This window comes from Flavobacterium erciyesense (assembly GCF_018069925.1).
GTDB classification, from domain to species: Bacteria; Bacteroidota; Bacteroidia; order Flavobacteriales; family Flavobacteriaceae; genus Flavobacterium; species Flavobacterium erciyesense.
Genome location: NZ_JAGPXB010000004.1, coordinates 58,972 through 71,769 on the forward strand (window position 1 = coordinate 58,972; position 12,798 = coordinate 71,769).

Sequence of the window (12,798 nt, forward strand, 5' to 3'; positions counted from 1 at the left end):
AATTATGTCACAAACCGTACTGTCTTTAAAAAACGTATCCATATACCAAGAAGGAAAATCTATTTTAAGTGAAGTAAATTTAGAAGTTAACCACGGGGAATTTCTATACATAATAGGTAAAACTGGTTCTGGAAAAAGTAGTTTAATGAAAACCTTATACGCTGATTTACCTTTGACAGAAGGAGAAGGCCACGTGGTAGAATTTGATTTAGCTACATTAAAAGAGGATAATATTCCGTTTTTGAGACGCAAGATTGGTATTGTTTTTCAAGACTTCAAATTGCTTCCGGACCGTTCTATCAATGACAATATGTTGTTTGTTTTGAAAGCTACTGGCTGGACGAATCCAGGCGAAATGGATGCGAAAATTGACGAAGTATTGCACAAAGTAGGCATGAGAGATTTTGGTAAAAAAATGCCACATCAACTTTCTGGTGGTGAGCAACAACGTGTAGCCATTGCTCGTGCTTTATTAAATGACCCTGAATTAATCTTGGCCGATGAACCTACTGGAAATTTGGACCCGCAAACTAGTGCTGAAGTTTTAGAATTATTGAAAAAAATCAACGCTAACGGAAAAACGATCATTATGGCAACGCATGATTACGCTTTGCTAATGAAATTCCCATCAAAAACTTTAAAGTGCGAAGATTCTAAAATATTTGAAGTTATTCAACAACGTACGGCATAATGCTCTCTATACTTGTTCCTGTATACAACTACAACGTACTTCCGTTGGTAGAAGCCTTACACGAACAATGCATAACTTGCGGTATTGATTTTGAAATTTTGTGTCAAGATGATGCTTCTGGACCTGTTTTCAATACCGAAAACGAAAAAGTTAACACACTTTCCAATTGCCAATTTACGGCCTTGACGGAAAATTTAGGCCATCGAGAAAACCGGAATTCACTAGCTGCCCAAGCCCAACATCCGTATTTGTTATTTATTGATGGTGATTCAGAATGCATCAGTACTCATTTTATAGCAACCTACTTAGAGTATCTTGTAGAATACGATGTGGTTTATGGTGGGCGTGTGCACCCAGAATTTTGTCCGTCAGACAATCAAAAACTAAGGTGGAAATACGGCAAATTTACAGAAGACCAAACGGCAACACAGCGACAAAAAAGAAAATACCAAGCCTTATTGTTTAATAACACGGTGATAAAAAAATCGTGTTTTGATCAAATAAAATTTGAACCTTACAAAAAACAATACGGCCATGAAGATACGCAACTTGCTTATCAATTAAGTCTAATAAATGCTAGCATTCAGCATATTGACAACCCCATTGCACATGCTGATCTTGACTCTAATTCAATGTACCTTTTAAAAACCAAAGAAGCATTGGATAGTGCTTTAAGTTTATACACAGACCAAAAAATAGCCGCTTCTTTTATTAAAATTATTCAAGTTTTACTGCTGTTGCAAAAGTTCAAACTAGTTCACTTTACTTCATTTTTATACCTTCGAAATGAAAAATGGATTGAAAAGAACTTAAATGGTAAAAATCCTCGATTATGGATTTTCAAATGTTTTAAAATTGGTTACTTGTGTACTTTGGCCCAAAAAAGCAACGCTTTTAGATAGCACTCAAAAAAGCGTGCCACTGCTCCATAATGAGATCAATACTTTGTTGAACGACCTTTTCTTTACCCTTTTTTCCCATGTCAAGACGCAAATTTTCATTTACTAGCAATTGTTTTAAATGAGAAACAAACAATTCTTGGTTTCCATTTGGAATCAAAAATCCAGTCTCTCCAGATTCAATTATAGCTGCTGGACCGCAGGGACAATCGTAAGCAATACAAGGCAATCCACTAGCCATGGCTTCTATTAAAACCATCGGGTAACAATCAAAACGAGAACTTAAAACAAAGACTGCAGCATTAGCATACACAACATCAATTGCGGTAACTGATTGCCGCAAACACACACTATCAGAAATACCAAAACCATCAACTTGCGCTTGCAACTGCCCTACTTGATCTCCAATTATATGCAGTTTCCAATCCGGATACTCTTTTGTGACCGCTGACCAAATAGGCAAAAGTCGGTCAAGACCTTTTTCATAACAGTTTCGTGCTATTGCCAAAACTATTTTTTGTTTATCCTTACCAATTGGAACATTTTCTATCCAAACCGGGTTAGGCAAAATGACGCCATCTATATTGTTCCATTCCTTTTTACTACTTTCAGACAAATACACTATTTGCGAAAAGCGCTTGGCGCAAAAGTTTTTATATTTGTATTTCATCCATCGAAATCCTTGATCTAAAAAATGTCGAGCAGGGCGCTCTTCAATAAATTTAGAACTATGAATTTCTAAAATTAATGGCATTTTTACACCAAGAAAAAAAGGCAATAAAAAAGCTTTCAAACCATTATCACAAACCAAAACTAAATCGGGCTGAACGGTATTGATGATTTTTTTTAGTTTGGTAATATAATCGAAAACAAAGCCTACTGCGTTTTTTTTCAGAACAATATCATGTATTGCAATAGCAGCATCAAACTCATAAAAAAGCGGTGTGTGACCTTGATTCTGCGTCACAATATGCACTTCATATTGCCAATTTCGAATCAAATAATTGGCTTTTAGCGCCAAAACACGCGCTACGCCTCCGTCATTATTAATGCTGGGAACTACATACAAGATTTTCATTGTACCGATTGTAAAAAGACATCAAAATCCCGAATGTAATCGGCTTCATCAAAAACTTCGGAAGCCAAGACGATACAAACAGCTCCTGACGAAAAATTCTCTAATTCACGCCAAGTATTATTTCGCAACAGCAAACCTTTATCAGGCTTGTTTAATGTTATTGTTTTTTGACTTTTACCATCATTTAGCACCACATCAAAACTTCCTGAAATAGCAATTAAAACCTGCTGTAATTTTTTATGTGAATGACCGCCCCGCTTGGATGAACTTGGGATATCATACAAGTAATACACGCGCTTGATTTCAAAAGGAATTACCTCATTTTCGATAACAGCGATATTGCCCAAAACATTTTCAATCTTAGGGATATCAATAATTTCTATTTGCATGAATGGGAATTTAAGTTTAAAAAATGGAGCCATTGCTGACCAATGTGTTCCAGCTCAAAATGAGTTATGGTGCCTGCTGCGTTGCGCTTGCATTTTTGGTACAAATTAGTATCCTCGATCATTCTATTTATGGCTTGCGTTAGCGCTTGCTGATCCTGATTAGGCACTAATAAACCATTTATTTCATGGTCAATAATTTCGTTCGGACCAGCAAAACAATCAAACGAAACTACGGGAGTGCCAACTGCAAGACTTTCAATTAATACATTTGAAAGTCCTTCATACTGACTGCTAACCACTGTAAAAAGTGCCTTTTTAAGGTACTTAAAAGGATTTTTTTGCTGCCCTGCAAAAACTACTGAATCTTGCACACCGCAATTTAGTGCGACTTTTTTCCACTCCGCTTCTAAAGCTCCAGATCCGATTAACATTAATTGTACGCCTTGCTGTGGCAATATCGATTCGGCGAAAGCCTGAATTAAAACATCAAATTGTTTCACTCGTTCGTTCATTCGCCCCACTGCTACAATATACGGATTTTTGATTTCAACTTCGGCGGCAGCCAATTCCTGAATTTGCTTAAAAGGAATTGGATTGTAAATAGAAGTTACCTTTTTCTTGTAACGGGTTGCCACTGCAGATGCAACCGCTTTGCTAACGGCTACCCAACGATGCTTTTTATAGATAAGTCGCGCTAAAAAACGACTTTCAGGAATATAATTCGTGTATAAACTACTGTGAATGGTATAAACAGCAGGTTTTTTATATACCCAATGCGCCATCAAGCATTCATTAAAAAAATTTACACGATACCTAAAATCGATAATGATATCAAAATTATGCTCGGCTAAATAGGTTTTTATCTTTTTTAAACGCTTTAGTTTATCAAGGGTTAATTCGACTTTTTGCTTGCCAAGATTATATAATTCTCCAGCATATTCATAAGAGGTGTCATCAACAAAAATAATGTGGTGTACATTTATGCCTTTACTTTCAAAAAAAATAGACAAAAGTGCCTGCACTCTCTCAGCACCGCCTCCACCAAGAGAATCGCCCACCAATGCTATTTTAGTTTTACCAGTACTCATGCAATAAATTACTATTTTAGCACCAAATATAAACACTTTGCCGTACAAATGAATGACAAACCGCTAGTTTCCATAATATGTCTTTGCTACAATCATGGCCAATATGTGCAAGAAGCATTGCAGTCGGTAAAAAATCAAAGCTACACTAATATTGAACTTATTATAGTAGATGATTGCAGTACTGATGACTCTGTGGAAGCGATTGCGGACTGGTTGAAAAAAAATCCTGAAATTGTTTTTATAAAAAATGAACACAATTTAGGAAACACCCAATCATTCAACAAAGCATTTGCAAAAAGCAACGGAAGTTATATTATTGACTTAGCAGCTGATGATGCATTGGTTGACAACTGTGTAGAGCTGCAATTAGAAGCTTTTGCAAAAAGTCAATTTTCAAATGTTGGAATTGTTTATGGTAATGCAGAATTAGTTTTTGAAGACGACACTCATTTTTGTTACTTTTTTGAGGTTGACGAAAACAAAAGAAGAATAAAACCACAGGCTGTAGGCGATATATATTTGAGTCTGCTGCGACTTGAAAATAATGTCTGTTCTGTTTCGGCCATGGCAAGAAGAGAAGTTTACGATCGTTTTCAGGGATTTAATGAAAATTTACAATTTGAAGATTATGATTTTTGGATTAAAACAGCGCGTTTCTATCAATTTGATTTTATTGACAGTATTTTGGTCAAAAAGAGAGAACTCCGTAATTCCTTAAGCTCGCGCCGCTTTAAACGTTTGAACAAAAAAACAAGATTATACAACCGCAGCACCTACCAAGTTGTGCGTAATGCATTGCAGCTCAATACCTCCAAGGAAGAAAACCAAGCCGTATTGAAAATGATACATTTTGAAATGCAAATAGCGTTGCGGACTATTGATCCTTTCTTATTGCTCAAATACTTGAAACTGCATTTAACAATTAACTTTTCATTACTATTCAATAAGGATTTTGTCCGCTTGTAGGTCACAAAATTAGGATAAGAGTAGTATAAATTAAGGATTCCTTCACAGTTGTTTTTTTCGGGTTTTGAAAGGCTTTAGTATCTTTGTTAAAGAAAAATTTTTCACTTAGAAATTCAGACCCCTTAAAAAATAAAGGAGAGTTTCTGCCACCGAACCTTATAATTTATGGAGAACGACACCTTTATTTTTTGCCTTGAAGCAGTTGCTGATATTGAAGAAGTTACTGCCACCGAAGTGGTACAGCACCTAGAACGATTGGCTTTTGACAAAGGAATCAGCAGCATACATACCACCTGCGATTCGATTGAAGGATTAGAGGAACGACTGCATAGTTTACTGTATGACGATCATAACTTCACCAATTATGAAATCATTTACTTGGTTATGCAAGGCGAAGCCAACACCATTTGTTTGAACAATTATTTTTATACTTTAGAGGAAATTGCAGAATTATTCGAAGGAAAAATGAGAGGTAAAATCATTCATTTTGCTAGCACCAAAGCATTAGATTTAACTCCTGATGAATCGCAATACTTTTTAGACATTACTTGTGCCAAAGCCATATCTGGTTATGGTTCACCGCATGCAGCAGTAAGCAGCACCGCATTGGATCAACTGTTTTTTAGCTTGTTTGAGGCTGATGATTCGATATTTAATGTAGTTGAAGAATTGCATCAAAAGCAGTACGAATTATGTAAATTTCTGGATTTTAGGATGTATTATTAAAACTAGACACACCTTTTTACCAAATCTAAAATGAAAATTTTATTTGGTTTTTATTACGATAACTCCATTTGACCCTTGCGCTCCGTAAGCAGCCGCAGCAGCATCTTTAAGAACAGTTATTTCTTTTACATTATTTGGAGATAAATAATCTAAACTTGTAATAATCATTCCATCTACCACAAATAAAGGTTCTGCCGTATTACGAATGGAGCTAACCCCTCGAATAGAAATTTTATTGTTCCTAGACACTACAACAGACGAAACACGACCTCGTAACAAGTCATAAATATTAGTAAATACGCCTTGGTATTTTTGATTTTGCTCGTTCACGTTTTTAGTAGCGTTTATTTTATATTCATTATCAACGGTAGAATAAATCAAAGGCAACTGCTCCCCTTTTTGTAACCGAATTTTATTATTTTTTTGCGACTCTAAATATTTAAAACTCATACGATCCTCGTTATTATATTTTGAAGATAACAGGCCGTATGCTTTACTGTAAACATTAATAAAACTTACTTTTTGCGGCAGCAGCAATTCAAACTCACCTTCGCTGTTTGTCGCGCAATTCACATCAAGCGAGTCAACATAAATTCGAGCCTCAACAATGGGTCTATTTTTAAAATCAGTAACCTTACCCGTTAACTTTTTTTGGGCTTGACCAAAAAAGCAAGCAAGTAAAAAAACAACAACATAGCAGGTTTTCGTTTTCATAAGAATAATTTATTAGATAAAGATACATAGAAAGTAACTATAAATAAAATGATTAGCAACTGAATGCAAACCAATTTATCAAAAAATACGTAGGTAAATTAACTCTTATTTTCGTTTCACTAAAAGCTGTTGATAACTATTATTAACAAAAAAGATTAATTTTAAAGAAAAATTAACAATTCAACGAAAACGATTGTAATTACTGATATTTTAACATATTTTTGAGGTTCCAAATCCAATTTTTATGAAGAAAAATTACTTCCTACTAACATTATTAGTATTGCTATTGCATCAGGTATCCTCGGCGCAGTCGATCAACAACTGGCAACTCAAAAGCAGCTCCGACAATTCAAGAGCAATTAACAACCCGGAGCGAAAAAACATCCCGTTAAAGTACAAAGTTTTTTCGCTAGATTTCAAAACTTTAAAATCAAACTTTAAATCTGCAGTAAAAAGAGACAATAATAATAGACTTGCCTCTGCGGTTATCCTCGATTTCCCACTAGCTAATGGAAAAGTGGAGAGTTTCTTGATTGAAAAAACAAGTGTACTTCACCCAGATTTAGAGGCTAAATTTCCGGAAATCCAATCATTTTACGGAGTGAGCCAAAAAAATCCTCTAAACCAAATTTATATCAGTATTTCTCCAGAAGGTTTTACCGGTTTAATTACCGGTGAGCGAACTATTTATATCGATCCGTTTTCTAAGAACAACCTAACAGACTATATTGTTTACGACCGCGCAGACTTTGAAAGAAGCCCAACGGACTCTTTCGTTTGTAATACAGATATGGATGCTCAAGAATCAGTAAAAACAAATGAAAGCAATCAAAAAACAACAAATCTCAAAGATTCTAAAATGAGAACGTACCGCATTGCTATTGCCTGTACCTCTGAGTATACCGAATACTATGGGAACACCATTGCAGGTGCGGTTGCAGGGATAAATGCAACAATGGTGCGCGTAAACAGCGTTTACAGACGTGATTTAGCAGTACAATTTCAAGTAGTTGCATCAAATAATAGGTTGATTTACAGAAATGGAGTAAACTCTGACGCCACACCTGCTGCAGATCCTTACGATAATTATGACGGAAGCCAAATGTTAAGCGTAAATACGGCTAACATCACAGGATTAATTGGTGTGAATAGTTATGATATTGGACATGTATTTAGCACTGGTGGCGGCGGTATCGCGGGTATTGAACCATGCGAACCAAGCACAAAAGGAAAAGGGGTGACAGGCATTGTAACACCTCAATATGACCCTTTCGATATTGACTACGTATGCCACGAAATAGGTCACCAATTTGGTGCAGGGCACACTCAAAATAATGCATGCCAGTTTTCAGCTGCCTCAGGTTTAGAGCCAGGTAGTGGATCAACAATTATGGGTTATGCAGGTATTTGTCCACCAAATATTCAAAACAACAGCGATGCTTACTTCCACGCCATTAGTATATCGCAAATGACTACTACCATCAATCGCAATACATGCGAAGCAGAAGCTACAATAGCAAACACTGCCCCTACTGTTACAACAACTACATCATACAGTATTCCTTTGTCAACACCTTTTACATTAACCGCAGTAGGCGCTGACAGCAATGGTGATGCTTTAACTTACACTTGGGAACAAATGAATGGTACAGCAGCTGGCGTAACAGGAACCCCTCAAGCCAATAGAACAACAGGACCAAACTTTAGGTCGTTTATGCCTTCCTCTTCACCTTCACGCACTTTTCCAAACATGCAATCTCTAATTGATAACGTTGCTCCAACATGGGAGGTTTTACCAAGTGTAGCTCGAACGATTAATTTTAGAGTTACTGTACGAGATAACAATGCAGCGGGAGGACAAACAAACCAAGCCAATACTGCAATAACAATTGGGAATGTAGGGCCATTTGCCGTTACAGCACCAAACACAGCCCAAACTTGGTACGTGGGCGAAAGCAAAACTGTAACTTGGAACATGACTGGTACCAATACAGCTACTTATGCTACCAACGTGAACATTAAACTTTCTACCGATGGAGGATTAACCTATCCTATTACATTAGCAGCAAATACTCCTAATGATGGTTCACAAGCTATAACTGTACCTTCTAATATTGGAACAACGAATCGTATATTAATTGAAGCGGTTGGAAATATCTTTTTTGATATTTCAAATGTTAACTTTGAAATAAAATCGAACAAATTTGATTTAACTACGGCAAACGCTACAGCTTCAGTATGTAAACCAAATAATGCTACTTACACTGCTACATTCACTCCTGCACCAGGGTTCTCAGAGACCGTTACATTTTCAGCCGTAGGATTACCTGCTGGAGCATCTGCAACATTCTCTCCAACCACAAGAACAACAGCAGGCAATTTGGGAATTACCATTTCAGGCATTACAAATTTAGCAATAGGAACTTACAATTTTACAGTTAGAGGTACATCGACCACTGCAGCTATCGATTTGCCTTTAACTTTGCGTGTATTTGATGCTACTATTAGTAATGTAACTTTGAATAGTCCAAGTAATGGCGCACAAAACCAAGCTACTTCAGTGCTTTTACAATGGAGTAATTTAGCTAATGCTTCTTCATATTTGGTACAAATTTCAGATAGTCCAACTTTTGCAAGCATTCGCGAAACAGCAACAGTAACGACAAACACCTATCAAACAACCAGTTTGATTTCAGGTACAATTAACTACTGGAGAGTTCAACCAATTAACGCCTGTAACCCTGGAAACTTCTCTGATAGTTTTGTATTTCAAATTGCTAGTGATTTTTGCAACACTTACTCAAATGTAACTTTTTCTCCGAATGCTACATGGGAAACAGGCACGACAAATGCAGTGCAAGCAGTTATTAATATTGCTGACAACATCAACATTACCAAAGCTAGTTTTTATATGAAAGCTACTCACGCGGCTTTGAATGACATCAAAATGCAGTTTAGTGGACCAACTGGTGTATTTGTAGAAGTTTACAATAGAGATTGTGTAGGAGCTAATTTTGACGTAACCTTTGATGACAACGGAACTCCATTAACTTGCGGGAATGTTGACAATACAACAAATGCAGGACTAGAGGGCATACAGCAGGCAAGTCAACCCTTGTCAAAATTTAATGGAACAAGTTCTTTAGGAAAGTGGACATTATTAGCAACTGACAGAGGTCCTAATGCTTCTGGTGGTACCTTTAGCAATTTTTCAATAACTATTTGTGGTAAATTACAAGTGGTAAACAATATTACAATTGCATACACTACTCCTAACGTGCTTACAGGAAGTAACATAACAATTGGCCAAAGCACTTTATTGGCAAGCCAGCCTACAGCTAATCCAATACAATTAATTTACAATGTGACTACATTACCTACTAATGGAATTTTAAGATTAAATGGAAATGTCTTGGCCGTGGGTAGTACTTTTACACAATTGGATATCAACAACAATTTAATAACTTACACGCACAACGGAGCGAACTTAGCACCTGATAATTTTACATATACCATTACTGGAATTAATAACGCTTATTCAGGTGGTAATACAGCTACATTGAATATTTGCTCTCCAATTACACCAACTTTTTCAGCTGTTGGGCCCGTTTGTTCAGGTAGTACAATCCCTGCATTACCAACAACATCTTTAAATGGTATAACGGGAACATGGTCACCTGCCCTAAACAATACTGCTACAACGACTTATACATTTACACCAAATGCGGGACAATGTGGTACTACAACCACATTAGCAATTACTGTTGATCCTGTATCAGTTGGCGGAACAGTTGATGGTGGAACTACAATTTGTTCTAATTCAAATAGTGGCCTATTGACTTTAACAGGTTTTACCGGGAACATTATAAATTGGGAAAGTGCCATAAGCCCTTTCACTGCATGGACAACTATTGCCAATACAACAAACACCTATACCTCAGGATCGTTAACTGAAACAACTCGTTTTAGAGCTGTAGTTAAAAATGGTTCATGTAATGCTACACCTTCTGCCGCAACAACAGTAACCATCGAGAGTACTACCTGGAATGGTTCTGCATGGTCTAACGGATTACCAGTTGCAACAAAAGGAGTAATTATTTCGGGTAACTTTACTGCAAATGCAAATCTAACTGCTTGTAGTTTAACTGTAAACAACAACGCCGTTGTTACAGTACCAAGTGGATTTAACTTTACAGTTGCAAACGATATCACTGTAGCTGCAGGATCATCATTAACATTTGAAAACAATACTAATTTATTACAAACTAAAACTACCAATAGCAACAGCGGATCTATAATTGTAAAACGTAGAACGTCGCCACTGATGTTATTAGATTATGTATTATGGTCTTCGCCGGTTGCAGGACAACAACTACAAGCATTTTCGCCGGCAACATTGAGTAATCGTTTTTATACGTACAACTCTGCTACTGATTTGTACAGCGCAATGGCTGCAACCTCTAATTTCACTTTAGCAAAAGGATTTTTAATTCGCTTACCAAATAATCATCCCACTACGCCAACTGTTTGGGAAGGTAGATTTCAAGGAGTTCCAAATAACGGCACATACAATATTGCTACAACTGCTAATAAATTTAACGGCGTAGGAAATCCTTATCCATCTACTATCAGTGCAAATACTTTTATAAGTACCAATAACATTACAGAGCCACTATATTTTTGGAGAAAAACCAACAATACAACTTCAACGTCCTACGCAACCTACACTACCGCAGGAGGTACTGCAAATGCAGGTGGAGGTAGTAGCATAGTGCCAAATGGTTTCATTCAAGTAGGTCAAGGTTTTATTGTGAAGCCAACTACAGCCTCAGTAACTTTTAACAATACAATGCGTGTTGCGAACAACGATAACCAATTTTTAAGAACAGGAGAATCAGATATGCACCGCATTTGGCTTAATTTAAGTAAAGATTCTGAGCCTGCGAACCAAATGATGATTGCCTATATGCCAAAAGCTACAGCTGGAATTGATGCTACAATTGATGGTAGATACATCAATGACAATGCTATTGCATTAAACTCTTTGATTGACAATGAAGAATTTGTTATCCAAGGAAGAAGTTTACCTTTTGAAAATACCGATGCAGTACCGTTAACTTTCAAAACTAATTCAGCTGGAAACTTTACAATTGGAATTGATCATGTTGATGGATTGTTTTCTGGAGAGCAAAACATTTTCATTAAAGACAAGCAAACCGCAATAGAGCATGATCTAAAAAAATCTGATTATAAATTTACTTCAACGTCAGGAACATTTAACGACCGCTTTGCCATAGTTTACAAAACAGATACTACACTTGGACTTCCTTCTAACTTTGATGAAAACAATGTAATTGTCTACAATCAAAACGGAATAATTCATCTAAATAGCGGAAAAACTACTATGAAAATGGTACGTATTTACGATATCCGAGGACGCTTATTATTTGAAAAAGATAACCTAAATAGTAACTCGGCTAGCCTGACTAACTTTACTGATGCCAATCAAACGCTGATTGTTAAAATTATTTCAAATAACAACGAAACAGTAAACAAAAAAATAATTTACTAATTGCACTAATAAACCTGCTACTAGCAAGCAGGTTTAAAAAAAAACAAACAGAATGAGATACAAATTATTTACTACCTATTGCACTATTTTTTTTCTTCTTAGTAGCATGGTTATGTTTGCAGTACCTGGAGACGAAAGTGAAAATGGAGATTTAGAAGGACCTGAACCCACTGCAGCTCCAATTAATAGCAAATTATTTATATTGATCATAGCCGGGATTTTGTATGCCTATTTTCATTTTAGTAAAAAAGAAAATCAAGCACACAGTAATTAGAAAAATGAGAATGGCATAAATACAGAAATAAAAAGCTAGAATCTAAAGATAAATTATCTTGATTCTAGTTTTTTTTTATTCACGAACAATTTAAACTGAGTAAAAAATACTCGAATGCAGTATTGCAACCAAAGGTCAAGAAAAATAAGCAAACCGAAAAAATAAAATGACTAGCTACTCTAACACATCAGCAAGGAATAGCAACTATCAAACAAGAACCCAATATTAAAGCATTAACAACATAAACACTACAAAAACTAACAGAAAAAACGTACTTAACCGATGAAAATTGCATTTTATCGATATAAAAATATTAACGAAACCCAAAAAATAATATCTTTGTTGGGTTAAAATGCTTAAGAAAAAGTATTTAACAAAAACCGTTACTTAAAAAGTAACGT

10 protein-coding genes are annotated in these 12,798 nt (G+C 36.0%); 6 read left to right on the plus strand and 4 right to left on the minus strand.

Annotation, left to right across the window (positions count from 1 at the left end; genetic code table 11):
* Positions 1-4: 4 nt before the first annotated feature.
* Positions 5-691, plus strand: a complete 687-nt coding sequence (locus tag KBJ98_RS06035) for a cell division ATP-binding protein FtsE (protein ID WP_210788743.1) — start codon at positions 5-7, stop codon at positions 689-691.
* Positions 691-1,593: a glycosyltransferase family 2 protein gene (locus KBJ98_RS06040; protein ID WP_210788744.1), complete on the plus strand. Its 903-nt coding sequence runs from the start codon at positions 691-693 to the stop codon at positions 1,591-1,593. The genes KBJ98_RS06035 and KBJ98_RS06040 overlap by 1 nt, the downstream gene beginning before the upstream one ends.
* On the opposite strand, the gene KBJ98_RS06045 is transcribed toward KBJ98_RS06040, so the two are convergent.
* The 3 genes from KBJ98_RS06045 to KBJ98_RS06055 are packed head-to-tail and all read right to left on the minus strand — an operon-like array spanning position 1,586 to position 4,145.
* A complete protein-coding gene (locus tag KBJ98_RS06045) occupies positions 1,586-2,668 on the minus strand; it encodes a glycosyltransferase family 4 protein (RefSeq protein ID WP_210788745.1) in 1,083 nt (360 codons plus the stop codon). The two genes, KBJ98_RS06040 and KBJ98_RS06045, sit on opposite strands and share 8 nt — an antisense overlap.
* Complete coding sequence (locus KBJ98_RS06050; protein WP_210788746.1) at positions 2,665-3,057, minus strand: sugar 3,4-ketoisomerase; 393 nt, start codon at positions 3,055-3,057, stop codon at positions 2,665-2,667. Before KBJ98_RS06050 ends, KBJ98_RS06045 begins: the two co-directional genes overlap by 4 nt.
* Complete coding sequence (locus KBJ98_RS06055) at positions 3,048-4,145, minus strand: glycosyltransferase (RefSeq protein WP_210788747.1); 1,098 nt, start codon at positions 4,143-4,145, stop codon at positions 3,048-3,050. Before KBJ98_RS06055 ends, KBJ98_RS06050 begins: the two co-directional genes overlap by 10 nt.
* Positions 4,146-4,193: 48 nt before the next feature.
* On the opposite strand from KBJ98_RS06055, the gene KBJ98_RS06060 reads away from it, so the two are divergent.
* On the plus strand, positions 4,194-5,111 hold the full coding sequence (locus tag KBJ98_RS06060; protein WP_210788748.1) for a glycosyltransferase: 918 nt from the start codon (positions 4,194-4,196) through the stop codon (positions 5,109-5,111).
* A gap of 165 nt (positions 5,112-5,276) precedes the next feature.
* Positions 5,277-5,837, plus strand: coding sequence for a DUF6642 family protein (locus KBJ98_RS06065; protein WP_210788749.1), 561 nt, complete (start codon positions 5,277-5,279; stop codon positions 5,835-5,837).
* Positions 5,838-5,876: 39 nt separating this feature from the next.
* Here the strand turns inward: KBJ98_RS06065 and KBJ98_RS06070 are convergent, their stop codons facing one another.
* Complete coding sequence (locus KBJ98_RS06070) at positions 5,877-6,551, minus strand: TonB-dependent receptor plug domain-containing protein (protein ID WP_210788750.1); 675 nt, start codon at positions 6,549-6,551, stop codon at positions 5,877-5,879.
* 244 nt (positions 6,552-6,795) lie between these two features.
* Here KBJ98_RS06070 and KBJ98_RS06075 point away from each other — a divergent pair, with 244 nt between their 5' ends.
* Both KBJ98_RS06075 and KBJ98_RS06080 read left to right on the plus strand, forming a co-directional pair.
* Positions 6,796-12,123, plus strand: coding sequence for a reprolysin-like metallopeptidase (locus tag KBJ98_RS06075; protein ID WP_210788752.1), 5,328 nt, complete (start codon positions 6,796-6,798; stop codon positions 12,121-12,123).
* Between the two features lie 52 nt (positions 12,124-12,175).
* Positions 12,176-12,397: a hypothetical protein gene (locus tag KBJ98_RS06080; protein ID WP_210788754.1), complete on the plus strand. Its 222-nt coding sequence runs from the start codon at positions 12,176-12,178 to the stop codon at positions 12,395-12,397.
* Positions 12,398-12,798: the final 401 nt, after the last annotated feature.